The 24,247-nt window shown below is 63.6% G+C and carries 21 protein-coding genes; 8 read left to right on the forward strand and 13 right to left on the reverse strand.

Annotated features, from left to right (window positions below; genetic code table 11):
* The first annotated feature begins 139 nt into the window (after positions 1-139).
* Positions 140-2,035: a phosphodiesterase DibA gene (gene dibA, locus ACIQYU_RS20820; protein WP_233688053.1), complete on the forward strand. Its 1,896-nt coding sequence runs from the start codon at positions 140-142 to the stop codon at positions 2,033-2,035.
* A gap of 93 nt (positions 2,036-2,128) precedes the next feature.
* On the opposite strand, the gene ACIQYU_RS20825 is transcribed toward dibA, so the two are convergent.
* The 9 genes from ACIQYU_RS20825 to tcyJ form a co-directional block, all read right to left on the reverse strand.
* Positions 2,129-2,773 carry a methionine ABC transporter permease gene (locus ACIQYU_RS20825; protein WP_008096606.1) on the reverse strand — a complete coding sequence of 215 codons (645 nt, stop codon included), beginning with the start codon at positions 2,771-2,773 and terminating at the stop codon, positions 2,129-2,131.
* Positions 2,763-3,872 carry a methionine ABC transporter ATP-binding protein gene (locus ACIQYU_RS20830; protein ID WP_233688054.1) on the reverse strand — a complete coding sequence of 370 codons (1,110 nt, stop codon included), beginning with the start codon at positions 3,870-3,872 and terminating at the stop codon, positions 2,763-2,765. Before ACIQYU_RS20830 ends, ACIQYU_RS20825 begins: the two co-directional genes overlap by 11 nt.
* 1 nt (position 3,873) lies before the next feature.
* Entirely contained in the window at positions 3,874-4,674 is an 801-nt protein-coding gene (locus ACIQYU_RS20835; RefSeq protein ID WP_063914440.1) for a MetQ/NlpA family ABC transporter substrate-binding protein, read from the reverse strand.
* Positions 4,667-6,052, reverse strand: a complete 1,386-nt coding sequence (locus ACIQYU_RS20840) for an LLM class flavin-dependent oxidoreductase (protein ID WP_207833102.1) — start codon at positions 6,050-6,052, stop codon at positions 4,667-4,669. Before ACIQYU_RS20840 ends, ACIQYU_RS20835 begins: the two co-directional genes overlap by 8 nt.
* Positions 6,052-7,233, reverse strand: coding sequence for an SfnB family sulfur acquisition oxidoreductase (locus ACIQYU_RS20845; protein ID WP_207833104.1), 1,182 nt, complete (start codon positions 7,231-7,233; stop codon positions 6,052-6,054). The genes ACIQYU_RS20840 and ACIQYU_RS20845 overlap by 1 nt, the downstream gene beginning before the upstream one ends.
* Before the next feature lie 141 nt (positions 7,234-7,374).
* Entirely contained in the window at positions 7,375-8,616 is a 1,242-nt protein-coding gene (locus ACIQYU_RS20850) for an SfnB family sulfur acquisition oxidoreductase (RefSeq protein WP_207833106.1), read from the reverse strand.
* A gap of 326 nt (positions 8,617-8,942) precedes the next feature.
* Positions 8,943-9,701 (reverse strand): L-cystine ABC transporter ATP-binding protein TcyN, encoded by a 759-nt coding sequence (gene tcyN, locus ACIQYU_RS20855; RefSeq protein ID WP_063914444.1) that lies wholly within the window; start codon positions 9,699-9,701, stop codon positions 8,943-8,945.
* Positions 9,702-9,703: 2 nt separating this feature from the next.
* Positions 9,704-10,372, reverse strand: a complete 669-nt coding sequence (gene tcyL / locus ACIQYU_RS20860) for a cystine ABC transporter permease (RefSeq protein ID WP_063914445.1) — start codon at positions 10,370-10,372, stop codon at positions 9,704-9,706.
* On the reverse strand, positions 10,369-11,163 hold the full coding sequence (gene tcyJ, locus ACIQYU_RS20865) for a cystine ABC transporter substrate-binding protein (RefSeq protein ID WP_063914446.1): 795 nt from the start codon (positions 11,161-11,163) through the stop codon (positions 10,369-10,371). The genes tcyL and tcyJ overlap by 4 nt, the downstream gene beginning before the upstream one ends.
* Before the next feature lie 391 nt (positions 11,164-11,554).
* Here tcyJ and epsC point away from each other — a divergent pair, with 391 nt between their 5' ends.
* A complete protein-coding gene (epsC, locus tag ACIQYU_RS20870; RefSeq protein WP_207833108.1) occupies positions 11,555-12,487 on the forward strand; it encodes a serine O-acetyltransferase EpsC in 933 nt (310 codons plus the stop codon).
* 332 nt (positions 12,488-12,819) lie between these two features.
* On the forward strand, positions 12,820-14,781 hold the full coding sequence (gene betT / locus ACIQYU_RS20875) for a choline transporter BetT (RefSeq protein WP_207833172.1): 1,962 nt from the start codon (positions 12,820-12,822) through the stop codon (positions 14,779-14,781).
* A 126-nt stretch (positions 14,782-14,907) separates the two neighbouring features.
* On the opposite strand, the gene tauD is transcribed toward betT, so the two are convergent.
* The 4 genes from tauD to tauA are packed head-to-tail and all read right to left on the reverse strand — an operon-like array spanning position 14,908 to position 18,413.
* Positions 14,908-15,741: a taurine dioxygenase gene (gene tauD / locus ACIQYU_RS20880; RefSeq protein ID WP_207833112.1), complete on the reverse strand. Its 834-nt coding sequence runs from the start codon at positions 15,739-15,741 to the stop codon at positions 14,908-14,910.
* A gap of 48 nt (positions 15,742-15,789) precedes the next feature.
* Complete coding sequence (gene tauC / locus ACIQYU_RS20885; RefSeq protein WP_233688056.1) at positions 15,790-16,629, reverse strand: taurine ABC transporter permease TauC; 840 nt, start codon at positions 16,627-16,629, stop codon at positions 15,790-15,792.
* Positions 16,626-17,414 carry a taurine ABC transporter ATP-binding subunit gene (gene tauB, locus ACIQYU_RS20890; protein ID WP_023660883.1) on the reverse strand — a complete coding sequence of 263 codons (789 nt, stop codon included), beginning with the start codon at positions 17,412-17,414 and terminating at the stop codon, positions 16,626-16,628. Before tauB ends, tauC begins: the two co-directional genes overlap by 4 nt.
* 27 nt (positions 17,415-17,441) lie before the next feature.
* Positions 17,442-18,413: a taurine ABC transporter substrate-binding protein gene (gene tauA, locus ACIQYU_RS20895; RefSeq protein ID WP_063914450.1), complete on the reverse strand. Its 972-nt coding sequence runs from the start codon at positions 18,411-18,413 to the stop codon at positions 17,442-17,444.
* A gap of 539 nt (positions 18,414-18,952) precedes the next feature.
* Here tauA and ACIQYU_RS20900 point away from each other — a divergent pair.
* The 5 genes from ACIQYU_RS20900 to ssuD all read left to right on the forward strand — a co-directional run bounded on the left by ACIQYU_RS20900 (position 18,953) and on the right by ssuD (position 24,239).
* On the forward strand, positions 18,953-20,293 hold the full coding sequence (locus ACIQYU_RS20900; RefSeq protein ID WP_063914451.1) for an OprD family porin: 1,341 nt from the start codon (positions 18,953-18,955) through the stop codon (positions 20,291-20,293).
* 167 nt (positions 20,294-20,460) lie between these two features.
* Positions 20,461-21,099 (forward strand): peroxiredoxin, encoded by a 639-nt coding sequence (locus ACIQYU_RS20905; RefSeq protein ID WP_015268594.1) that lies wholly within the window; start codon positions 20,461-20,463, stop codon positions 21,097-21,099.
* 288 nt (positions 21,100-21,387) lie between these two features.
* Positions 21,388-21,981: an NAD(P)H-dependent FMN reductase gene (gene ssuE / locus ACIQYU_RS20910; RefSeq protein ID WP_402801942.1), complete on the forward strand. Its 594-nt coding sequence runs from the start codon at positions 21,388-21,390 to the stop codon at positions 21,979-21,981.
* Between the two features lie 84 nt (positions 21,982-22,065).
* Positions 22,066-23,031 (forward strand): sulfonate ABC transporter substrate-binding protein, encoded by a 966-nt coding sequence (locus tag ACIQYU_RS20915; RefSeq protein WP_087501910.1) that lies wholly within the window; start codon positions 22,066-22,068, stop codon positions 23,029-23,031.
* A gap of 59 nt (positions 23,032-23,090) precedes the next feature.
* Complete coding sequence (gene ssuD, locus ACIQYU_RS20920; RefSeq protein WP_402801945.1) at positions 23,091-24,239, forward strand: FMNH2-dependent alkanesulfonate monooxygenase; 1,149 nt, start codon at positions 23,091-23,093, stop codon at positions 24,237-24,239.
* Positions 24,240-24,247 lie beyond the last annotated feature (8 nt).

A 24,247-nucleotide genomic window follows, 5' to 3' on the forward strand; every position in this document is an offset into this window, starting at 1 on the left:
AATACCCTCGGAATGCAGGAGGAGGGGCTGATTATCCCTTGAGCGGGAAATAAATACAGTCACCCGTTCAGATAGGAGGTCACGACATGTTTCAGCCTTTATAATGCCCCATCACTTTCTATGGGCAATTGCACCCGACATGTCTGTTTCCGTTCGCGACGCCTTGCGCATGGCTGCGCTGTATGTGGTGCTCTCGATCCTCTGGCTGACGCTGGCCGAGGTGGTGCTGCGCGGCATGACTGACGACCCTCTGGCTCTGAACGTGGGCCGGCAGATCAACGTGGTGGTCTGGGTGCTGTTCAGTGCCTTGCTGATCTATGTGTCGCGGGTGCGTCTGCTCAATTTCATCGGCCGTGGCGCGCGTTTGCGTTGCGAAGACCGCGAACGGCTGCGTATGGCTGCCGCCGTGTTCGACAGCACCCTCGAGGGCGTGCTGGTGACCGACCGCCAGGGCCTGATCGTGCACGTCAACCGTGCCTTCATGCGTATTACCGGCTATCAGCAGGACGAGGTCATCGGCCAGCGCCCGAGCAAGTTCAAATCGGGCCGCCATGGCCTGGCGTTCTATCAGCAGATCTTCGCCACCCTGGCGGAAAGCGGCGAGTGGAGCGGTGAAATCTGGAACCGGCGCAAGAGCGGCGAAATCTACCCACAGTGGCAGACCATTTGTGCCATTCACGACGACGAAGGTGAGCTCAGCCATTACGTGGCAGTGTTCAGCGACATCAGCGCGATCAAGCATTCGGAACAGGAACTGGCCTACCTGGCCCACCACGACCCGCTGACCGGTCTGCCCAACCGCCTGCTGTTCACGGACCGGGTCGAGCAGGCCCTGGCCGCAGCCCAGGCCAACAAGCGCGGTTGTGCCCTGCTGTTACTGGACCTGGACCACTTTCAGAGTATCAACGACGGCCTTGGCCACACCATCGGCGACCAGTTGCTGAAGCTGGTCGGCGAGCGCCTGGGTGAAGTGCTGGGCAGCGGCGTGACTCTGGCGCGTCTGGGGGGCGACGAATATGGCGTGCTGGCGGAGAACTGCCAGGAGGTCGGCCAGGCGGGCAAGCTGGCGCAGGGCATCATCGAGCGCATGCGCGAGCCATTTCTGTTCGACGGCAACCGCCTGTTCATCAGTGTCAGCGCAGGCATCAGCCTGTTCCCAAGCGATGCCTTGAGTGCCGAGCAGTTGCTGCGCAACGCCGACTCGGCTTTGTACAAGGCCAAGAGCAGCGGGCGAGCCTGCTATGCGTTGTACACCGAAGAGCTGACTGCCCACGCCCAGCACCGGGTCGAAACTGCCGGCGAGCTGCGCCGGGCCCTGGAGCAGGACGAGCTGCGAGTGTTCTACCAGCCGGTGCACGACCTGGCGACCGGCCGCCAGGTCGGCGTCGAGGCCCTGGTGCGTTGGCAGCACCCCCAGCGCGGCCTGGTACCGCCAGGTGAATTCATCCCGATTGCCGAGCGCACCGGGCTGATTGCCGAGATCGACACCTGGGTATTGCGCCAGGCGTGTCGGCAGATGGTGCAATGGCAGGGCGAAGGCCGGCAGCTGGCCTTTGTGGCGGTGAACATTTCCAGCCGCCTGTTTGGCCAGCACGAGTTGTACCAGCAGGTGGCCGAAGCGCTGCACGACACCGGCCTGGCCCCGGCCTTGCTGGAGCTGGAGGTGACAGAGAGCGCGGTGATGGAAGACCCGGACGTGGCGCTGGAGCAGTTGCATCGCCTGCGTGAACTGGGGGTGACCCTGGCCATCGACGACTTCGGCACCGGGTATTCATCGTTGTTGCGTCTAAAGCGCTTGCCGGTGCAGAAGCTGAAGATCGACCAGGGCTTCGTTGCCGGGTTGCCGCTGGATGAGGACGACATCGCGATCGTCCGGGTGATCATCGCCCTGGCCCGCAGCATGGGCATGCAGGTGCATGCCGAGGGCATCGAGCAGGCAGAGCAGGCCAGCTTCCTGCTGCAGGAGCTGTGTCAGCTGGGGCAGGGCTACTGGTTCGGGCGACCGGTGCCTGCCGGGGATCTTCGCTGGGGTTGAAGGCCCCTTCGCGGGCAGGCCCGCTCCCACAGGGATATCGTTGTATTCAAACCTTGTGCAGTACCTGTGGGAGCGGGCGTGCCCGCGAAGAATTCAACGCTTGTTCAGGCCTTTCGCCAACCGGTCGCCACCGAGCTGGATCAACGCCACCAACGCCACCAGCATGGCAATCACGGTCAGCATGATCTGGCTGTCGAAGCGCTGGTAGCCATAGCGGTAGGCGATATCCCCCAGGCCCCCGGCACCGATCGCTCCGGCCATGGCCGAGGAATTGATCAGGGTCACCAGGGTAATGGTGAAGCCCCCCACGATCCCTGGCAGCGCCTCGGGCAGCAGCACATGCCAGACGATGTGCCAGCGCCGGCAGCCCATGGCTTGCGCAGCTTCCACCAGGCCGTGGTCGACTTCACGCAGGCTGACCTCGGCAATCCGCGCGAAGAACGGCGTGGCGGCAATGGTCAGCGGTACCACCGCCGCCCACACGCCGTAGGTGGTGCCCACCACCAGGCGGGTAAAGGGGATCAGCGCGACCATCAGGATCAGGAACGGGATCGAGCGGAACAGGTTGACGAAGGCGCCCAGCACCCGGTTCAGCAGCGGTGCCTCGAAGATCCCGCCCTTGTCGCTGGTGACCAGCAGCACCGCCATCGGTACCCCCACCAGCAGGGCGATCAGCGACGACACGCCGACCATCAGCAGGGTATCGAGCAAACCTTCCAGCAGGCGATCAAACCACATGGCCCAGTACCTCCACGTCCTCGGCCCAGCGGCGGGCGCGTTCCAGCAATTGATGGGGGTCGTGCGGCGAGTGCTGCACCGACAGGATCAGCTGCCCGAGGGCATGCTCACCAATGGTTTCCACACCGCCCTGCAGCAGGCGCACGCGGCCACCAAGGTCGTTGAACAGGGCAGACAGTTCGGGCTCGCCGAGCAGGGTCAGCCTCAGCACCACGGCACTGTCGCGGCTCGCCGGGCTGGCCCGCAGGCTGGCTTGCAGCGCGGCTGGCAACCTGGCTTGCAACGGCGCGAGCAGGGTGCGGGTGACCTCGTGGCGTGGTGAGCCAAACACCCGCCAGACCTCGCCCTGCTCGACCACTTCTCCGCGTTCCAGCACCACCACCCGGTGGCAGATATCGCGGATTACCGCCATCTCGTGGGTGATCAGCACAATGGTCAGGCCCAGGCGCTGGTTGATGTCGCGCAGCAGTTCGAGAATGGAAGCGGTGGTTTCCGGGTCCAGCGCCGAGGTGGCCTCGTCGCACAGCAGAATCTCGGGGTCATGCACCAGCGCCCGGGCAATGCCCACGCGCTGCTTCTGCCCGCCGGACAGCTGCGCCGGGTAAACGTGGTGCTTTTCCTGCAGGCCGACCAGTTCCAGCAGTTGGCGTACCTTGCGCTGGCGTTCGGCCTTGGCCACGCCGGCCACCTTCAGGGGCAGCTCGACGTTCTGCCACACGGTCTTGGCCGACATCAGGTTGAAGTGCTGGAAGATCATGCCGATGCGCCGGCGCAGGGCCACCAGGTGGTCCTCGTCGAAGGGTGCGATGTCCACCTGGTCGATCAACACCCGGCCCTGGCTGGGTTGTTCCAGGCGGTTGATGGTGCGCAGCAATGATGACTTGCCGGCGCCGCTGCGGCCGATGATGCCGAAGATCTCGCCACGGCGGATGTTCAGGTCGATGCCTTGCAAGGCCGGTTGCGCCTGGCCCGGGTAGGTCTTGCCCAGGCCGATGAAGCGCACGTGGGCTTCATTGACCTCCGGGCGCAGGGCCTGCTCCCTGGCCGTTGACGGCAGTGGTTGTAAGGTGGGCGCCCGGAGCGCGCTGGCCTGGCTCATGTCAGCCCTCCCAACCGGCCTGGTAAAGCTTGCCGTGGGCTTTGTCCAGGGCTGCGCGCACCGCTGGCGAGTGCTGGTAGATGTCGACGAACCTGGCCAGGCGCGGATCGTCCTTGCTTTGCGGGCGAATGACGAACTGGATCACGTACTCCTTGTTCTCCAGGCCGTCGAACAGCAGGGCCGAGCCTGCGTCGAAGCTGTTGGCCAGGCGGATGTAGGCCGGGTAGCCCTGCACTAGGTCGGCGTCGTCATAGGCACGTACCAGCTGCACGGCCTCCACCTGAAGAATTTTCAGCTTTTTCGGGTTGGCGACGATGTCGTCCTCGGTGGCCTTGTAGCCGACCCCCGGCTTGAGGGTGATCAGCCCGGCCTTGGCCAGCAACTGCAGGCCACGGCCGCTGTTGATCGGGTCGTTGGCGATGGCCACGCTGGCGCCTTCGGGCAGGTCGGCGAAGCTTTTGTACTTTTTCGAGTACAGGCCGACGTTGTTGATGATGCCCGGGGCGTAGGGCACCAGGTTGAAGCCCGCCGCCGCCTTGGCGTTTTCCAGGAACGGGATGTGCTGGAAGTAGTTCACGTCGATGTCGCCGCTGTTGAGGCTGACATTGGGCGCGATCCAGTCGCTGAACTCGACCAGCTTCACTTCCAGGCCTTGCTTGTGCGCTTCTTCCACTGCGGCTTCCAGCGGGATGGCAAATGCGGCGGTGGTGCCGATCTTCAGCGGTTCGGCAGCCAGGGCGCTGGCGGACAGGCCGAGGGTGAGGGCAATGGCCGCGACGGGCCGGAACAGTTTATCAAGCATGGTGCAGGGCTCCAGTCGGGGTAGAGGTATAGCGGTAAGCCGAGCCAGGGTGGTCGGCAGGCAGGTGCGGGTGGTCGGCCTGGAACAGTTTTTCGCGCAGGGTGCCTTCGGCGTAGGCGGTCTTGTAGCGGCCACGCTGTTGCAACTGCGGGATGACCAGGTCGATGAAGTCCTCGAAGCTTTCCGGGGTAACGGTGCGGGTCAGGTTGAAACCGTCCAGGCCGGTTTCATCGATCCAGGCGATCAGCTGCTCGGCCACCTGTTCGGGCGCGCCGACCAGGGTCACGTAGCGGCCACCCAGGGCGTGCTGCTGCAGCAGGCGCCGGCGGGTCCAGGCGTTGTCCTGCAACTGGCGCGTGGCGGACTGGATGGCGTTGCCCTGGCTGAAGGCAATCGGCTCGTCCAGCGCGTAGGCGGCGAAGTCGATGCCGGTGGACGCGGCGAAGTGCGCGACCCCGGCCTCGGCGCTGGCGTGGCGCAGGTACTCGGCGTGCCTGGCCTGGGCCTGCTGCTCGGTGGCGGCGACGATCACCGTGATGCCCATGAACACCTTGACCGCCTGCGGGTCACGGCCAGCGGCCTGGGCGGCGGCGCGCACCTTGTCGACCTGGGCACGGGTGGCGGCCTTGTCCTGGCCACTGATGAACACGCATTCGGCATGGTTGCCGGCGAAGGCCAGACCACGCTGCGAGCTGCCGGCCTGGAACAGTACCGGGGTACGCTGCGGCGAGGGTTCGCACAGATGGTAGCCGTCGACCTTGTAGAACTCGCCCTGATGGTGGATCTTGCGCACCTTGTCGGGCCTGGCATAGACGCGCTGCTGGCGGTCGGCGACCACGGCATCGTCGGCCCAGCTGCCTTCCAGCAGCTTGTACAGCACCTGCAGGTACTCGTCGGCCTGGTCGTAGCGGCGGTCATGCTCCGGTTGCTGCGCCAGGCCCATGGCCCGGGCGGCGCTGTCGAGGTAGCCGGTGACGATGTTCCAGCCCACCCGGCCATTGCTCAGGTGGTCCAGGGTGGAAAGGCGCCGGGCGAACAGGTACGGCGCCTCGTAGGTGAGGTTGGCGGTGAGACCGAAACCCAGGTGGCGGGTGACGGCGGCCATGGCCGAGACCAGCAGCAGCGGGTCGTTGACCGGCAGCTGGATCGACTCCTTGAGGGTGACGTCCAGCGACTGGCCGTAGATGTCGTAGGTGCCGACGATGTCGGCGATGAACAGCCCGTCGAACAGGCCGCGCTCCAGCAGGCGCGCCAGGCTGGTCCAGTAGTCCAGGGTCTTGTACTGGGTCGAGGTGTCCCGTGGGTGGGTCCACAGGCCGTGGTTGATGTGCCCGACGCAGTTCATGTTGAAGGCATTGAGCAGGATCTGCCTGGCCATCAGATAGTCCCCCGGCGTGGTGGGTTGGCATCGTTGAGGTAGTAGTTGCCGATGGCGTGGTACTTCCAGCGCACCGGGTCGTGCAGGGTGTGCACGCGGGCGTTGCGCCAGTGGCGGTCGAGGTTGTGTTCGGCCAGGGTGGCCTGGCTACCGCCCAGTTCGAACAGGGTGGTGCCGGCTGCGAGGGAAATTTCGGTGCTGATGGCGCGGGCCTCGGCCACCGCGATGGATGCGGCTGCCACGTTGTCGGCAGTGCTGTCGTCGCGGGCACGGTCCAGGTATTCACCGGCACGCTCCAGCAAGGCTTCGGCGGCATGCAGGCGGATCGCCAGGTGGCCGAAACTCTTCAACGTCAGCGGGTCATCGCTGGCTTTGTCCAGGCCGGAGTCGACCCAGGGGCGGCTGCGGGTGCGCACGAAGTGCAGGGCATCATCAAAGGCGGCGCGGGCGATGCCGGTGTCGATGGCAGCATGAAGGATCTGCGCCAGCGGGCCGACCGGGGTGGGGCGTTCGAAGGCGCTCTGGAAGGGCACCACGTCGGCGGCGCTGACGTATACGTTGTCGAACACCACCGAGCCGCTGCCGGTGGTGCGCTGGCCGAAGCCGCTCCAGTCGTCGATCACCTGCAGGCCCTTGCTGTCGGCCGGGACGAAGGCCAGGTGCTGTACGCCATGCTCATCGACCACCGATGTGGGAATGCGCTGGGCGTAGATGGCGCCGGTGGCGTAGAACTTGCGGCCATTGATGCGAAAGCCATCGCCGTCGCGGGTCAGGCGGGTGGTGCGCTCGTTGGCGGTCTTGGTGCCCAGTTCGGCCAGGGCGTTGCCGAAGCGCTTGCCCGCCAGTACTTCGGCGTACAGGCGCTGTTGCTGTTCGGGCGTGCCGTTTACCCGGAGTACTTCCAGGGCGTAGAAATGGTTTTGCGGGATCTGCCCGAGGGAGCCGTCGGCCTGGGCGATGCGGGCGATGACCTTGGCCAGGGTGACGTTGGACACGCCGGCGCCACCGAAGGCCTTGGGCACGCTGATGGCCCACAGGCCGGAGCGGGTGAACAGCTCGAGCTCGGTGTGTGGCAGGCGGCGTTCGCGGTCGCGCAGGGCGCTGTCGCGGCGCAGTTGTTGGGCGACTTCTTCGGCAACGTTCAGGGCTTGGGTGTCGTCGGTAATGATGCTTGTAGTCATGGTGTTCTCCGGGGGCCGCTGCGCGGCCCTTCGCGGGCTCGCCCGCTCCCACAGGTAAAGTGATGCCTGTTCAGGCGGTGGTTATCCTGTGGGGGCGGGCGAGCCCGCGAAGGGCTGCGCAGCAGCCCCAAAGGCAGCAAGTCAGATCCAGGAATGCCGCGCTGGCAAGGTGCCGTTAAGGTGGTAAGCGCCGACCGCGTGGTACTTCCAGCGCACCGGGTCATGCAGGGTGTGCACCCGGGCATTGCGCCAGTGGCGGTCGAGGTTGAACTCGGCGAGGGTGGCGCGGCTGCCGGCCAGCTCGAACAACTTCTCGCTGGCTTGCAGGGCAATCTCGGTAGTCAGCACCTTGGCCTCGGCCACCGCGATCGAGGCCCGCGCCGCGCTTGCTGCATCGATCGGCGCGGCATTGACCTCGTCGAGGACCCGCGCGGCCTTGCGCAGCAGCGCTTCGGCGGCGTGCAGCTCGAGCTTCAGGCGGCCAATGTCGGCGATTACATAGGGGTCGTCGCTGGCGCGGTCGACCTTGGCCTCGATCCATGGCCGGGCCTTTTCGCGCACGAAACTGATGGCATCTTCGATCGCCGCTTCGGCAATGCCGGCATCGATCGCCGCCTGGATCAGCTGCGAGGCCGCGCCCTGGATGTTGGGAGTGTCGCGCTGGCGCCAGTTGTCGATCACCAGGTCGGCATCCACCGGTACCTGGTCGAGCAGTACGGTGCCGCTGGCAGTGGTGCGCTGGCCGAACCCCGACCAGTCATCGACGATGCGCAGCCCCGGGCTGCCCCGGCGTACGAACGCCAGGCGCTGGCGGCCTTCGTCGTCCAGTGCCTTGACCGCCACCCAGTGGGCGAACAGGGCACCGGTGGAATAGAACTTCTCGCCGCTGATGCGATAGCTGTCACCGACGCGGGTGATCCTGGCCTTGAGAGTCAGGGTGTCCTTGGTGCCGCGCTCGGGGCCGGCATTGCCGATGCGCCAGCCGTCGAGCACGCTGCGGAAGATTACCGCCTGCTGTGCCTCGGTGGCGGTCAGGCGCAGCAGTTGCAGCATGCCGAACTGGTTCTGCGGGATTTGCCCCAGGGCCGGGTCGGCGGCGCTGATCAGGCGGAACACTTCGGCCACGGTCTCGAACGACACATCGGGGCCACCGTGGGCCTTCGGTACGCTGATGCTGCCCAGGCCGCTGCGGGTGAACAGTTCGATTTCGGCCCATGGCAGCTTGCGTTGCTGGTCGCGGCGGGCTGCCTGCTCGCGGGCGACCTCAGCCAGTTCGCGGGCCGCTTGCAGGGCTTCGGCGTCGTTGCGCAGTACCTTGGCCGGCAGCAGCAGGGGCGAGCTGTCGAGATCGCTGTGGAATTGGGTATTGGCTTGGCTGGACATCAGTACCGCTCCTTGGCTGCACTCAATGCCCTGGCGTTACGCACTGGGGTGATTGTGATCCTGACCATTCCTGACCTCACAAAAAAGTAATGCCGCTACAGCTGATCGCGGCAGATGTGTGCTGGTCCGGTGGTCCGGTATATATACCCTAATGCTTTATAAAAAGTTTATGAACTAACTCTTTGGAATATGTATAGAAGGAGGTATTTGCTCTGGATGTGCCGGCCTCTTCGCGGGCACGCCCGCTCCCACAGGTACAGCACAGATCTTGAAATCGGTGCCCCACCTGTGGGAGCGGGCGTGCCCGCGAGGAGGCCGCAACAGGTTTACTCGGAGGCAGCAGTCCCCAGGAACTTGCGCAGGAACTGCCGGGTACGCTCTTCCTTTGGCGCTGCAAACAGCGCCTTGGCCTCGCCCTGTTCCACGATCACGCCCTTGTCGAAGAAGATCACCCGGTTCGCCACATCCCGGGCAAAGCTCATCTCGTGGGTGACGATGATCATGGTGCGCTTCTCCTCGGCCAGGCCGCGGATGGTCGCCAGCACTTCACCCACCAGTTCGGGGTCCAGCGCCGAGGTCGGCTCGTCGAACAGGATCACCTCCGGCTCCATGGCCAGGGCGCGGGCGATAGCCACCCGTTGCTGCTGGCCACCGGACAGGCGCCGCGGGTAGGCGTCTTCCTTGCCTGCCAGGCCGACCTTGGCCAGCAGGCGCCGGCCCAGTTCGATGGCCTGCTCGCGGGGCGTCTTCTTGACGATCACTGGTCCCTCGATCACGTTTTCCAGAGCGGTGCGGTGAGGGAACAGGTTGAAGTTCTGGAACACGAACCCGGCCTGTTGGCGCAAACGGCGGATCGCACTTTGCTGGCCACCCAGCGGGCGGTTGGCGTCGATGCTGATGTCGCCAATCTGGATCTGCCCGGCATCGGGTGTTTCCAGCAGGTTGAGGCAACGCAGGAAGGTAGTCTTGCCCGAGCCACTGGGGCCGATAATGGCCACCACTTCGCCGGGCTGCACGGTCAGGTCGATACCGTCGAGCACGGTCTGGCCCTTGAACCGCTTGGTCAGGCCTTTGACTTCAATCATGCTCAATGCTCCTGGTCATGCTGGTTGACGCGCGCTTCCATGCGGTTCTGGAAGTGCGCGAGGATGCTGCACAGCACCCAGTAGATGACCGCCACCGCCACGTACATGGTGAACACTTCGAAGGTGCGCGCGGTAATCAGCTGGGCCTGGCGGAACAGCTCGGGCACCTGGATGGTCGCCGCCAGGGCGGTGTCCTTGACCAGCGAGATGAAGCTGTTGCCCAACGGCGGCAGGGCGGTGCGCAAGGCCTGGGGCAGGATCGCCCGACGCATGGCCTGGACGCGGGTCATGCCGATACTGGCGGCGGCTTCCCACTGGCCACGGTCGATCGAGGAAATCGCCGCGCGCAGGATCTCGCAGATATAGGCGGCCATGTTCAGCGACAGGCCGATCAGCGAGGCCGGGATCGGGTCGAGCTCGATACCGATCTGCGGCATGCCGAAGTAGATGACGAACAGCTGCACCAGCAGCGGCGTGCCGCGGAAGAACGACACGTAGACCCGCGCCAGCCAGTTCAGCGGCAGAATCTTCGACAAACGCATCAGCGCCAGGGCGAAGCCCAGCAGCAGGCCGAAGAACATGCCGCCAACACTGAGCAGCACTGTATAACCCGCGCCCTTCAGCAGGAAGGGCGTGGAGTCGACAACGAGTTGCAGGCTTTCAGCGATCATTTGGTGACATCGGCACCGAAGTATTTCTCGGACAGCTTGGCCAGCGTGCCGTCAGCCTTGAGCTTGTCCAGCGCCTTGTTGATCGCTGCCAGCAGTTCCGGCTCGCCCTTGCGCAGGGCTACGCCGCTTTCCAGGCGCGAGAAGGCATCGCCGGCCAGTTCGGTGTCCTTGGCTTTCTGTGCGTATTCCAGCGCAGCAAGGCGGTCGATCAGGATGGCGTCGATGCGGCCGTTGCGCAGGTCGGCGAACTTGCTCGGGTCGTCTTCATAGGTGCGCACATCGGCTTGCGGCACGTCCTGCTTGACCCACTGCTCGTAGTTGGTGCCCAGGCCTACGCCGACCTTTTTGCCGGCCAGGTCGGCAGCCTTGTGGATGTTCAGCTGCTCGGCCTTCTTCTTCAGGATCAGCGCCTGGATGCCGGAGATGGTGTAAGGCTCGGAGAAGTCGTACTTCTTCTTGCGCTCTTCGGAAATGGTCACCTGGTTGATCACCACGTCCAGGCGCTTGGATTCCAGTGCGGCGAGGATGCCGTCCCACTTGGTCGGCTGTACCTTGGCCTTTACCCCCAGCTCTTTGGCCAGCAGTTCGGAAAGCTCCACTTCGAAGCCGGTCAGCTTGCCGTTTTCGTCCTGGAAGCTGAACGGTGGGTAGGTGCCTTCGAGGCCGACGTTGATCACGCCTTTTTCCTGGATGGTCTTCAATTGCTCGCCGGCGAAGGCCTGGCTGAGCAGGCCGGCACCCAGCAGGAGTGCCAGGCTGGCGTTGAGTAGCGGTTTGGCGAATTTCGACATGACAGAGCCCCGCGCTTGTTGTGGAAGTAGTGGGTGGCGAATATAGAGTTGGCTGCTTAGGCCAGGAAATACTAAAAAATTATTTTGTTATTTCCTTTTTGGTTTTTGCCAGTTGCTGGCTGCTTTGAGGGTAGGCGAGGTTGCCTGCTCCGTCATCGCGGCTTATGCCTGACTTAGCGCAGGATGGAATAAAGCGTTGTTTTTTCCAAGAGACGGATTTGCCGTAGAGTGGATTACATGTAAGCAGGTCCGGCCCTTACGCGGGTGAACCCGCCCCCACAGGGACTACACAGATCTTGAGCCTTGTGGTGTACCTGTGGGAGCGGGTTTACCCGCGAAGAGGCCTGACCTGCCGATAAAAAAAGTTGGCCTCTTCAGGCAGGAGAAAACCGTGAGCGAACAACCTTCATCCGGGCACTGGCAGTTGCAGAGCATCGTCACCGGCCTGCGCGGTGCCCGTGAACAATGGCGTACCCGCAATGGCCGCAGCATTGGCGAGCAGGGCGGGCGTGAGCTGCCTTCGCGCGAGGCGATGCGGCAGATTCTGGAACAACTGTGCGGCGCGCTGTTTCCCATGCGCCTTGGCCCGGTCGACCTGCGCGAAGAAAGCGAAGACTTCTACGTTGGCCATACCTTGGATGCCGCGCTGACTGCCTTGCTGGCCCAGGCCCGCCTGGAGCTGCGCTACGCCGCGCGGCAAAGCAAGGGCGACCTGGCCGGCGTCGATGCCCATGCGCTGAGCCTGGTGCAGGGCTTCGCCGCCGCCCTGCCGGGCCTGCGCGTGCTGCTCGACACCGACGTGCTGGCCGCCTACCACGGCGACCCGGCGGCGCGCAGCGTCGATGAAGTGCTGCTGTGCTACCCGGGCATCCTGGCGATCATCCACCACCGCCTGGCGCACCACCTGTACCAGGCCGGCCTGCCGTTGCTGGCGCGGATCAGCTCGGAGCTGGCGCATTCGGCCACGGGGATCGACATTCACCCCGGAGCGCAGATCGGCCCGAGCTTCTTCATCGACCACGGCACCGGCGTGGTGATCGGCGAAACCGCGATCATCGGCGAACGTGTGCGCATCTACCAGGCGGTGACCCTGGGCGCCAAGCGCTTCCCCAGCGATGAGTCGGGCACGCTGCACAAGGGCCTGCCACGCCACCCGATCGTCGAGGACGATGTGGTGATCTATGCCGGGGCCACGGTGCTGGGGCGGATTACCATCGGCAAAGGCTCGACCATTGGCGGCAATGTGTGGCTGACCCGCAGTGTGCCGGCCGAGAGCAACATTACCCAGGCCAACCTGCAGCTGGATTGCCAGGACAAGAACTGATCTAGCATCTCTTTAGCCTGTACTGGCCTCTTCGCGGGCTTGCCCGCTCCCACAGGAACCCCACAGATTTTGAATCTTGTGCAGTATCTGTGGGAGCGGGTTTACCCGCGAAAGGGCCAGAACAGGAGGGCACCAATCAGCGCCCCAATTCGCATTGAAATCCGATCCATGTTTAACTTGAACGCTTGTTCAATGAAAAACGCTGGTCCGCTGCCGGTGTTCAACAGGAGGATTCCTTTGCTGAACCCGTTCATTCCGAACCTTACGTCATTCGACGAGGTGCACCCCCAATGAGTGCATCGACCTCTTCACTTGCCAACGGCAAGATCCGCATGAACCCCCCGGTGTTCTATTTCGCGGCAAGTTTCATCCTCATCTTCGGCCTGGTGGTCATTTCCTATCCGCAAGCAGCAGGCGACTGGTTGCTGGCGGCGCAGAACTGGGCGGCCAACACGGTCGGCTGGTACTACATGCTGGCAATGACGCTGTACCTGGTCTTCGTGGTGGTCACCGCCTTGTCCGGCTACGGCAAGATCAAGCTCGGTGCCGACCACGACGAACCCGAGTTCAGCTACCTGTCGTGGGCCGGCATGCTGTTCGCCGCCGGCATCAGCATCACCTTGTTCTTCTTCTGCGTTTCCGAACCCTTGACCCACATGCTGCAGCCGCCCCAGGGCGAAGCGGGCACGGCCGAGGCCGGGCGCCAGGCGATGCAGATCCTGTTCCTGCACTGGGGCCTGCATGGCTGGGGCGTGTTCGCCTTCGTCGGCATGGCGCTGGCCTACTTCGCCTACCGGCACAACCTGCCGCTGGCCTTGCGTTCGGCGTTGTACCCGCTGATCGGCAAGCGCATCAACGGGCCGATCGGTTATGCGGTGGACGGCTTCGGCATCATCGCCACGGTGTTCGGCCTGGGTGCCGACATGGGCTTTGGCGTGCTGCACCTGAACGCCGGCCTCGACTACCTGTTCGGCATCGACCACAGCCAGTGGGTGCAGGTACTGCTCATCACCCTGATGATGGGCGCGGCGGTGGCCGTGGCCGTCGCCGGGGTGGAGAAGGGCGTGCGGGTGATGAGCGACATCAACCTGTTCCTGGCCTGCGCGCTGTTGCTGTTCGTGTTGTTCGCCGGGCCTACCCAGCACCTGTTCAACACGCTGATCCAGAACCTCGGCGACTACCTGGGGGCCTTGCCGCGCAAGAGCTTCGACGTCTATGCCTACGGCGAGAACCGCGACTGGCTGGGCGGCTGGACGGTGTTCTACTGGGCCTGGTGGATTGCCTGGGCGCCGTTCGTGGGCCTGTTCATCGCCCGCATTTCCCGTGGCCGCACCATCCGCGAGTTCGTCTTTGGCGTGCTGTTGATTCCGCTGGGCTTCACCTTGGCGTGGATGTCGATCTTCGGCAACAGCGCCCTGGACCAGGTCATCAACCACGGCATGACCGCGCTGGGCCAGTCGGCGCTGGATAACCCGTCGATGAGCTTGTACCTGCTACTGGAGACCTACCCCTGGAGCAAGACGGTGATCGCCGTGACGGTGTTCATCAGTTTCGTGTTCTTCGTCACCTCGGCCGACTCGGGCACCGTGGTGCTGTCGACCTTGTCGGCCAAGGGTGGTGACACCGACGAGGACGGGCCGAACTGGCTGCGCATCTTCTGGGGCGCGATGACGGCGCTGATCACCAGTGCGTTGTTGTTCGCCGGTAGCATCGATTCGCTGAAGTCGGCGGTGGTGCTGACCTCGTTGCCATTCTCGCTGATCTTGCTGTGCATGATGTGGGGGCTGCACAAGGCGTTCTACCTGGAGTCGCAACGGCAGATCGCGCAGATGCATTCGCTGGCCCCGTTCGCCCAGTCACGCCGCGGCCGTGGTGGCTGGCGCCAGCGCCTGAGCCAGGCGGTGCACTTCCCGTCGCGTGATGAGGTGTACCGCTTCATGGACGACGTGGTACGCCCGGCGATTGCCGATGTGCGTGAGGTGTTCGAGCAGAAGGGGTTGGTGCTGATTACCCAGGACGACCCGAGCCATGACAACGTCAGCCTGAAGATTGGCCATGGCGAGGAACAGCCGTTCATTTACCAGGTACAGATGCGTGGTTACTTCACACCATCGTTCGCCCTGGGTGGGCTGGGTACGCAGGAGTTGAAGAACCGCCGTTACTACCGGGCGGAGGTGCACCTGAGCGAAGGCAGCCAGAACTATGACCTGGTGGGCTACAGCAAGGAGCAGATCATCAACGACATCCTCGACCAGTACGAAAGGCACATGCAGTTCCTGCATCTGGTCAGATAGTAACCTGTACCGGCCTCTTCGCGGGCTCGCCCGCTCCCACAGGTTCAACACAGTTTCTGAAATCTGTGCCGGACCTGTGGGAGCGGGCAAGCCCGCGAAGAGGCCGGCACTGCTGATGCATCTCTATCAGAAGGGCGCATCCCCGAGGATGGTCGCCCGATGCATCACCCGCCGGTTCGGCCGGTAGTCATCCACGGCAAAATGCTGGGTCACGCGGTTGTCCCAGAAGGCCACGTCATTCTCCTGCCACCGCCAGCGAATACTGAATTCCGGCCGCGTCGCATGGGCGAACAGCAGTTTCAGCAGCGCCTCGCTTTCCAGCTCGCTCAGCTCATTGATGCGCGTGGTAAACCCCTCATTGACGAACAACGCCTTGCGCCCGCTCACCGGATGCGTACGCACCACCGGGTGCGACAGTGGCGGGTTGTTGCGCCGGGTGGCTTCCCAGCGCGCCAGGTCTTCCGGCGTGGTGCCAAAGCGCTCCAGCGGGAACGACTTGGTGAAGTCATGGGTGGCGGTCAGCCCGTCGAGCATCTCGCGCAGCGGCGCCGACAAGGCTTCGAAGGCAGCGATGCCGCTGGCCCACAGGGTGTCGCCACCATAGGCCGGCAACTGCTTGGCGCTGAGCACCGCGCCCAGGGCCGGGGTCGGCAGGAAGGTCACGTCGGTGTGCCATACGGCGTTGTCGCGCACGTCGGTAACCGCCGTGTCGAGGATCAGCACCTGCGGGGTTTCCGGCACATTGGGGTAGATCGGGTGGATGTGCAGGTCGCCGAAGCGGGCGGCAAAACGCGCCTGCTGCTGCGGGTTGATCGGCTGGTCGCGGAAGAACAGCACCTGGTGCTGCAGCAGCGCCTGCTCGATGGCGTCACGTTCTTCGGCGGTGATATCGCGGCTGATGTCCACGCCGCTGATCTGGGCGCCGAGCGCCGGGCTGAGGGGGGTGATGGTCAGGCTCATGTCGGTCTCTTCAATCAGGCGCCAGGCTGCTGGCGTGGTCAACAGGATTCAGTGGCTCTGCCCGTGCCAAGGCACCAGTTTGCGTTGCAGGGCACGCAGGCTCATTTCCAGGGCGAAGGCGATCAGGGCGATCAGCAGAATGCCCAGCACCACCACATCGGTAACCAGGAACTGCGCCGCCGACTGCACCATGAAGCCCAGGCCGCTGGTGGCGGCGATCAGCTCGGCGGCCACCAGGGTCGACCAGCCGACCCCCAGGCCAATGCGGATGCCGGTGAGGATGTCGGGCAGGGCGCTGGGCAGGATCACGTGGCGGATCAGCTGGGCCTTGGTCGCGCCCAGCGACTGCGCGGCACGCAGCTTGGCCGGGTCGACCGTGCGCACGCCGGTGGCAGTGGCAATGGCGATGGGGGCGAAGATCGCCAGGTAGATCAGCAGCACCTTCGACAGCTCGCCGATGCCGCACCAGATGACGATCAGCGGCAAGTAGGCCAGCGGTGGGATCGGCCGGTAAAACTCGATCAGCGGGTCGAGAATGCCGCGGGCCACGCGGTTGTAGCCGATGGCGATGCCCACCGGGATGGCGGTGAGGGTGGCGGCCAGCAGGGCCACGCCGATGCGTCCCAGGCTGGCACCCAGGTGCTGCCACAGGCTGGCATCCATGTAGCCCTGGGTCAGCAGGGTCCCGGCCTTGCTCAGGATATCGGCGGGCGAGGGCAGGAACAGTGGTTCGATCCAGCCGGCCGCGGTCACCAGCCACCAGGCCAACAGCAGGCTGGCCAGGGTCAGGGTGCTGATCCAGCGAGTGGGCAGGGGGCGGCGCAGCTTGGCGGCTGGTCGGTGATGGGCGTTGCGTTTGCCGGTGACCGGCAGGTCCAGGCTGCTCATGCGCGCTCCTGCAGGCTTTGACGTTGAGAGAACACCCGCGCCAGTACATGCTCGCGGGTTTCGATGAAGGCGGGGTCGGATTTGATCGCCCGCGCCGATTCGCCGGCTGCATAGCGTTGGCCGAAGTCCAGTTGCAGGCGCTCCACCACGCGCCCCGGGTTGGGCGCCAGCAGCACCAGCTCGCTGGCGAGGAACACGGCTTCTTCGATGTCGTGGGTAATCAGGAACACCGGCTTGGCGGTGCGCTGCCACACCTGCAGCAACAACTCCTGCATCTGCTCGCGGGTGAAGGCATCGAGTGCGCCAAACGGCTCGTCCATCAGCAGCACCCGTGGGTCGGCTGCCAGCGCCCGGGCCAGGCCCACACGCTGTTTCTGGCCACCGGACAATTGCCATATACGCCGCTCGCCAAACCCGTCGAGGTCGACCAGGGCCAGCATTTCGCGGGCCTTGGCTTCACGCTCGGCGCGTGGCACACCGGCCAGTTCCAGGCCAAAGGCGACGTTGCCCAGCACGTTCTGCCAAGGCAGCAGCGCATCGTCCTGAAACACCACGCCGCGCTCGGCGCCGGGGCCCTGCACGGGTACGCCGTCCAAAGTGATGCGCCCGCCGCTGGGGGCGACGAAGCCAGCGATCAGGTTGAGCAGCGAGGTCTTGCCGCTGCCGGAAGGCCCCAGGGCCACCAGCAGTTGGCGCGGCCCCAGGCTCAGGTTGATGTCGGCCAGTACCGGGGTTTCGGCACCGGGGTACTGTGCGCTGATGCGCTCCAGTTCGAGCAAGGCCATGGCAGGCTCCCGTCGGTTTCTACAGGCTTAGTTGGGGAGGTACTGGGCGCTGACGTACGGCGAGTAGTCCGGCAGCACCGCGTCGACCTTGCCTTGCTGCTTGAGGAAGGTGGCCGTGTCGGTCAGCGCCTGGGTGGTCGGTGCGCCCAGTGCGTTGGCCTGGTCGGCGGCCAGCGGGTAGACGTTGCCCTGCAGCAGCACCGGGATGTCGGCAGGCTTGGCGCCCGACAGTTTGGCCAGCTTGCTCACGTTGTCGGGGTTGGCCAGCCAGGCTTGCGGGTTCTTGCGGTAGTCGGCGTAGGCATCGAGGGTGACCTTGGCAAAGGCCTTGACCACGTCGGGGTGCTTGGCGGCGAAGTCCTTGCGCACGATCCAGGCGTCGAAGGTCGGTGCGCCTTTCTTGGCCAGCTCGCCGGAGGTGATCAGCACCTTGCCGTTTTCCTTGGCCACGCCCAGGGCCGGGTCCCAGACATAGGTGGCGTCGATGTCGCCGCGCTTCCAGGCGGCAATGATCGCCGGCGGCGCCAGGTTGAGGATCTGCACCTTGGCCGGGTCGATGTTCCAGCTTTTCAGCGCGGCCAGCAGGCTGTAGTGGCCGGTGGAGACGAACGGCACGGCGACTTTCTTGCCAACCAGGTCTTGCGGCGTCTTGATGCTGTCGCGGGCAACCAGGGCTTCACCGGCGCCAATCTGCGTGGCGATCAGGAAGGTCTCGACTGGCAGCTTGCGGGTGGCGGCGGCGGCCAGCGGGCTGGAGCCCAGGTAGCCGATCTGCACATCGCCGCTGGCTACGGCAGTGATCACGTCGGCGCCGTTGTCGAATTTGCGCCAGTCGATGCTGGCCTTGCTGGCTTTTTCGTAGTCGCCATCGACCTGCGCCACCTTGGCCGGGTCGACAGTGGTCTGGTAAGCCACGGTCAGGTCGGCAGCCTGGGCCAACCAGCTGGCGCTGGCGAGGGTCAGGGCGGCGAACAGGCGCAGCGGAGCGTGCGGGATCATGGTGAACCTCTCGTCAGGCAATCGATGTGATGGATGGCGAGAAGGCTAAATGATCTAAGAAAAGTAAAATAAATAACTTTTTTGCATTAGCTTAGGAGCCAATTGCTTTAACGGTGCCGCCTTTATGCGCTCCCACATCGACCGCACAAAGGTTGCAACGTAGGTGATCTTGCGCAATGGCGAAATCACAGACGGCTGCTAGGCTTTTTCGTCCCTATAGAACGATACGGAATTAGGTTATGAGCAAACGTTTGCAAATAACCAATGGTTATTAGAGGCGAGCTGCTGCTAACGAATGGCAGTAACAGTTCCTAACATATTCCGTAAAAATCTTACCAATTCATAAAACGGTCATTTTGGATTTATAGGATTGTCATTATCCTGTAGCGCAGGTGGCGTCTTAGACCAAAGTCGCGAAACGTTTAGAAACGATTGACTTAACGGTCACGCTTTGGGACTAAATCGCCAATCCACGGTGAGCGGGGCAGCAGATCCCACCGCCAGAGATACACAAGAATTAGAACGTAGAGGAGCAAAATATGTACAAGTCCAGCCTGGCCCTGGCCGTGGCACTGGGGGTTCTCGCCCAACAAGCAGGCGCTGCCGGTTTCGTTGAAGACAGCAAACTGTCGCTCAGCTCGCGCACCATGTACTTCAACAACGACAACCGTGAAGACCACGCAAAACCTGGCGCAGAACGTCCAGATCAGCGTGAATCCGGCCAGGGCTTCAAGCTCGACTACCTCTCCGGTTTCACTGAAGGTACCGTTGGCTTTGGTGTTGATGCCCAAGCGCTGTGGGGTATTCACCTGGATGGTGGCGAGGGTTACCACAAGGGTGGTTTCTTCCCGGATGACGGCAAAGGCTCCGCAGCCCAGTGGGCTCGTTTCGGTGCCAACGCCAAGGCTCGCTTCTCGAAGACCGAAGCGCACTTCGGTAGCGCGCTCGCGCCGAACCTGCCGATCCTGGTCTCCAACGATGGTCGTCTGCTGCCGCAGACCTTCGAGGGTGGCACCATCACCTCGAAGGAAATCGACAACCTGACCATCAACGCCGGTCAGCTGACCCACGCCATGGGCCGTGCCTCGAGCAACCGTACCGGCCTGTCCGTAGCGGGCGCTACCGCTGAAAGCAACAAGTTCCGCTACGGCGGCCTGGACTACAAGCTCACTCCAGACCTGACCCTGCAGTACTACTACTCGAACCTGGAAGACTTCTACAAGCAGCACTTCCTGGGTGCTACCCACGTCTTCAAGATTGCTGACGACCAGTCGTTCAAGACCGACCTGCGCTACTTCGATAGCAGCAGCGACGGCAAAAACGGCAACGACAGCACCTACAACTTCAACAACAACGGTGGCTACGCCAAGAACACCGGCGAAATCGACAACAAAACCTGGTCCGCCATGTTCACCTATACCCTGGGTGGCCACGCGCTGATGCTCGGTCACCAGCAGGTTGGCGACGACGGTGGCTTCGTATGGCTGAACCAGGGCAGCCTGGTCAACGACAGCGGTACTTCGGAAGGTGCTGGTGGTTCCAGCTTCTACCTGTTCACCGACAGCATGATCAACCAGTTCGCCCGTGCTGGCGAGAACACCACCTTCGGTCAGTACTCCTACGACTTCGCGGCTCTGGGCGTTCCAGGCCTGAAGGCATCGCTGGCCTACCTGCGTGGTGACGATATTCGCAACAAGTCGGGCAACGGCACCTACAACGAGTGGGAACGTGACGCACGCGTCGACTACACCATTCAGCAAGGCACCTTCAAAGGCCTGGGCTTCAGCCTGCGTCAAGGCGTCTACCGTGGTAGCGGCGAGAGCAGCTCTGACCAGGATCAGGCACGCTTCATCGTGAACTACACTTACGCCTTCATGTAAGTTCCAGCGTTACCAAAAGAGCCTCGCCTAGTGCGAGGCTTTTTTGTACCTGCGATTTATTATGATCAGTGGTTATAAATAAATCAGTATATATTCTTTTTATTTTTAATCGAATGCAGGCACATTGAACCCACACGGTACAGAACCCAGCACAGGAGCCGCAGCCCATGAGCCTTAAACTCGGCGATATCGCCCCCGATTTCGAACAGGATTCCAGCGAAGGCAAAATCCGCTTCCACGAGTGGCTGGGCAACAGCTGGGGGGTGTTGTTCTCCCATCCGGCCGACTTCACCCCGGTGTGCACCACCGAGCTGGGGCTGACCGCCAAGCTCAAGGACGATTTCGCCAAACGCGGGGTCAAGGCCATTGCCCTGTCGGTGGACCCGGTCGATTCGCACCACCGCTGGATCGATGACATCAACGAAACCCAGAACACCGTGGTCAACTTCCCGATCATTGCCGACGCCGACCGCAAGGTGTCCGACCTGTACGACCTGATCCACCCGAACGCCAGCGACACCCTGACCGTGCGCTCGCTGTTTGTCATCGACCCGAACAAGAAGGTGCGCCTGACCATCACCTACCCGGCCAGTACCGGGCGCAACTTCAACGAAATCCTGCGGGTGATCGACTCGCTGCAGTTGACCGACAACCACAAGGTCGCCACGCCAGGTAACTGGCAGGACGGTGACGACGTGGTGATCGTGCCCTCGCTGAAGGACGAGGAAGAGATCAGGCAGCGCTTCCCCAAAGGTTACCGGGCGGTCAAACCCTATCTGCGGCTGACCCCGCAGCCTAATCGTTAAAGGATTCCTCGTTGCATTGCTCTTAGCCAAGCAGGGATATTCGGGCCGTTTCGACGGCCCTTTTTTATGCCTGCTGAAACCCGCATGGCCCTCTTCGCGGGTAAACCCGCTCCCACAGCGATAGCGCAGTCTCAGGCCTTGCGCGGTCCCTGTGGGAGCGGGTTCACCCGCGAAAGGGCCGGCACGGGAGATTGATTAAATTAGAATAAACAAATGAAAAAATATGATTTCTAGATATATGTGGCGGCTGTTAATGTCACCTCCAACAAAACACAAGGAAGCGCTGCAATGCTGGTCGTCTCAATCGGTGGTAGCCCCAGTACCCGTTCACGCTCCGGCGTGCTGCTGGAGCGTTCGCGCCAGTGGCTGCAGGACCGTGGCGTCGAGGTGGTGACGTTCCAGGTACGTGACTTTCCCGCCGAAGACCTGCTGCATGCCCGTTTCGACAGCCCGCAGGTGCAGCACTTCCAGCAGCTGGTGGCCCAGGCCGATGGCCTTATCGTCGCCACGCCGGTGTACAAGGCCTCGTTCGCCGGGGCCCTGAAAACCTTGCTCGACCTGCTGCCCGAACGCGCCCTGGCACACAAGATCGTGTTGCCGATCGCCACCGGCGGCAGCATCGCCCACATGCTGGCGGTGGATTACGCACTGAAGCCCGTGCTGTCGGCACTCAAGGCGCAGGAGACCCTGCAAGGGATCTTCGCCGACGACAGCCAGGTCGCCTACGCAGAAGGCACCAGGCACGCGCAGCTGGTAGCAGCGCTGGAAGAACGCCTGCACGACGCGCTGGAAACCTTCCACGTTGCCTTGGCCCGCCGGCCGCGCCCCGTGGCCCCCGGCGTATTGAACGAACGTCTGATCAGCGCTCGCTGGAGCATCTGACCGGCTCAACCCGCTTCACCACCTTACTCGCCCGACAACGAGGCAAGCAGGTGCAACCCGAACCCACTCGCACAGGAGAGCGCCATGCGCACAGTCTTCTTGCGTCGCGGTCTGGTCGCCCTGTTTGCGGCGGCTGTGTCCTTCGGCGCCATCACCCAAGCCCAGGCCGAGAGCCTGCGTATCGGTTACCAGAAATACGGCACCCTGGTGCTGCTCAAGGCCAAAGGCACGCTGGAAAAGCGCCTGGCCGAGCAGGGCGTGCAGGTGCAATGGACCGAGTTCCCCGGCGGCCCGCAGCTGCTTGAAGGGCTGAACGTCGGCTCCATCGATTTTGGTGTCACTGGCGAAACCCCACCGGTGTTCGCCCAGGCCGCCGGTGCCGACCTGCTGTACGTCGCCTACGAACCGCCAGCGCCGCACAGCGAGGCGATCCTGGTGCCGAAGGGCTCGCCGATCCAGTCGGTCAAAGACCTCAAGGGCAAGAAAGTCGCCCTCAACAAAGGCTCCAACGTTCACTACCTGCTGGTTCGCGCCCTGGAAGACGCAGGCCTGAAATACAGCGACATCCAGCCGGTGTACCTGCCCCCGGCCGATGCCCGCGCGGCCTTCGAGCGTGGCAGCGTGGATGCCTGGGTGATCTGGGACCCGTACCAGGCTGCCGCCGAGAAACAGCTGCAGGCTCATACCCTGCGCGACGGCAAGGGCCTGGTCGACAACCATCAGTTCTACCTGGCCACCCGCAACTACGCGACCCAGCACCCGGCGGTGATCAACACCCTGATCGAAGAAGTGCGCGCCGTGGGTGAATGGTCCCGGGCCAACCCGCAGGAAGTAACCGACCAGGTCGCGCCGCTGCTCGGCCTGCCCACCGACATCACCCTGACCTCGGTCAAGCGCCAGGGCTACGGTGCCGCGCCGCTCACCGCCGACGTGGTGGCCGCGCAGCAGAAGATTGCCGACACGTTCCAGGCGCTGAAGCTGATTCCCAAGCCGCTGAGCATCAAGGACGTGATCTGGACACCCCCGGCCAAGGTCGCCAGTGCGCCTTGATTGATTTGCCTACGCCAGGGCGCCGCCCTGGCTGAGCCCCCCTTGAGGAGACAACTCCAATGAGCCTTAACATTTTCTGGTTCCTCCCTACCCATGGTGACGGCAAGTACCTGGGCACTTCCGAGGGCGCCCGCGCCGTCGACCACGGCTACCTGCAGCAGATCGCCCAGGCAGCCGACCGGCTCGGCTTTGGTGGTGTGCTGATCCCTACCGGGCGTTCCTGCGAGGACTCCTGGCTGGTCGCGGCATCGCTGATCCCGGTGACCCAGCGCCTGAAGTTCCTGGTCGCCCTGCGCCCCGGGATCATTTCGCCGACCGTGGCGGCACGCCAGGCGGCAACCCTTGATCGCCTGTCCAACGGCCGTGCGCTGTTCAACCTGGTGACCGGTGGCGACCCGGACGAGTTGGCCGGTGACGGCCTGCACCTGAACCATCAGGAACGTTATGAAGCCTCTGTGGAGTTCACCCGTATCTGGCGCAAGGTGCTGGAAGGCGAGGTGGTCGACTACGACGGCAAGCACATCCAGGTGAAGGGTGCCAAACTGCTCTACCCGCCGATCCAGCAACCACGCCCGCCACTGTATTTCGGCGGTTCCTCCGAAGCCGCACAGGACCTTGCCGCCGAGCAGGTCGAGCTGTACCTGACCTGGGGCGAGCCGCCGAGCGCGGTCGCCGAAAAAATCGCCCAGGTGCGTGAGAAAGCCGCTGCCCAGGGCCGCGAAGTGCGCTTCGGCATCCGCCTGCACGTGATCGTGCGGGAAACCAACGAAGAGGCCTGGGCCGCTGCCGACAAGCTGATCTCGCATCTGGACGACGACACCATAGCTCGCGCCCAGGCCTCGCTCGCGCGCTTCGACTCGGTCGGCCAGCAACGCATGGCCGCCCTGCACAACGGCAACCGTGACAAGCTGGAAGTCAGCCCCAACCTGTGGGCCGGTGTCGGCCTGGTACGTGGCGGTGCCGGCACCGCCCTGGTCGGCGATGGCCCGACCGTGGCGGCACGGGTCAAGGAATACGCCGAGCTGGGCATCGATACCTTCATCTTCTCCGGTTACCCGCACCTTGAAGAGTCGTACCGGGTGGCCGAGCTGCTGTTCCCGCACCTGGATGTGCAACGCCCGGAGCAAGCCAAGACCAGCGGGTATGTGAGCCCGTTTGGCGAAATGGTGGCCAACGACATCCTGCCCAAGTCCGTCGCGCAGAGCTGAGGGCCAGG

Origin of the sequence: Pseudomonas sp. NPDC096925 (genome assembly GCF_044762545.1) — a bacterium.
Taxonomy (GTDB): domain Bacteria; phylum Pseudomonadota; class Gammaproteobacteria; order Pseudomonadales; family Pseudomonadaceae; genus Aquipseudomonas.

What these genes read in the sequence shown, in the direction of transcription:
- ACIQYU_RS20840 (WP_207833102.1), bottom strand. Translation starts at nt 6,052, where the DNA reads ATGGCCAGGCAGATCCTGCTCAATGCCTTCAACATGAACTGCGTCGGG.
- ACIQYU_RS20850 (WP_207833106.1), bottom strand. Translation starts at nt 8,616, where the DNA reads ATGTCCAGCCAAGCCAATACCCAATTCCACAGCGATCTCGACAGCTCG.
- tcyN (WP_063914444.1), bottom strand. Translation starts at nt 9,701, where the DNA reads ATGATTGAAGTCAAAGGCCTGACCAAGCGGTTCAAGGGCCAGACCGTG.
- ACIQYU_RS20915 (WP_087501910.1), top strand. Translation starts at nt 22,066, where the DNA reads ATGCGCACAGTCTTCTTGCGTCGCGGTCTGGTCGCCCTGTTTGCGGCG.
- tauC (WP_233688056.1), bottom strand. Translation starts at nt 16,629, where the DNA reads ATGAGCAGCCTGGACCTGCCGGTCACCGGCAAACGCAACGCCCATCAC.
- tcyJ (WP_063914446.1), bottom strand. Translation starts at nt 11,163, where the DNA reads ATGTCGAAATTCGCCAAACCGCTACTCAACGCCAGCCTGGCACTCCTG.
- tauA (WP_063914450.1), bottom strand. Translation starts at nt 18,413, where the DNA reads ATGATCCCGCACGCTCCGCTGCGCCTGTTCGCCGCCCTGACCCTCGCC.
- tauB (WP_023660883.1), bottom strand. Translation starts at nt 17,414, where the DNA reads ATGGCCTTGCTCGAACTGGAGCGCATCAGCGCACAGTACCCCGGTGCC.
- tauD (WP_207833112.1), bottom strand. Translation starts at nt 15,741, where the DNA reads ATGAGCCTGACCATCACCCCCCTCAGCCCGGCGCTCGGCGCCCAGATC.
- ACIQYU_RS20825 (WP_008096606.1), bottom strand. Translation starts at nt 2,773, where the DNA reads ATGTGGTTTGATCGCCTGCTGGAAGGTTTGCTCGATACCCTGCTGATG.
- tcyL (WP_063914445.1), bottom strand. Translation starts at nt 10,372, where the DNA reads ATGATCGCTGAAAGCCTGCAACTCGTTGTCGACTCCACGCCCTTCCTG.
- betT (WP_207833172.1), top strand. Translation starts at nt 12,820, where the DNA reads ATGAACCCCCCGGTGTTCTATTTCGCGGCAAGTTTCATCCTCATCTTC.
- ssuD (WP_402801945.1), top strand. Translation starts at nt 23,091, where the DNA reads ATGAGCCTTAACATTTTCTGGTTCCTCCCTACCCATGGTGACGGCAAG.
- ACIQYU_RS20900 (WP_063914451.1), top strand. Translation starts at nt 18,953, where the DNA reads ATGTACAAGTCCAGCCTGGCCCTGGCCGTGGCACTGGGGGTTCTCGCC.
- ACIQYU_RS20905 (WP_015268594.1), top strand. Translation starts at nt 20,461, where the DNA reads ATGAGCCTTAAACTCGGCGATATCGCCCCCGATTTCGAACAGGATTCC.
- ACIQYU_RS20830 (WP_233688054.1), bottom strand. Translation starts at nt 3,872, where the DNA reads ATGAGCCAGGCCAGCGCGCTCCGGGCGCCCACCTTACAACCACTGCCG.
- ssuE (WP_402801942.1), top strand. Translation starts at nt 21,388, where the DNA reads ATGCTGGTCGTCTCAATCGGTGGTAGCCCCAGTACCCGTTCACGCTCC.
- ACIQYU_RS20835 (WP_063914440.1), bottom strand. Translation starts at nt 4,674, where the DNA reads ATGCTTGATAAACTGTTCCGGCCCGTCGCGGCCATTGCCCTCACCCTC.
- dibA (WP_233688053.1), top strand. Translation starts at nt 140, where the DNA reads ATGTCTGTTTCCGTTCGCGACGCCTTGCGCATGGCTGCGCTGTATGTG.
- ACIQYU_RS20845 (WP_207833104.1), bottom strand. Translation starts at nt 7,233, where the DNA reads ATGACTACAAGCATCATTACCGACGACACCCAAGCCCTGAACGTTGCC.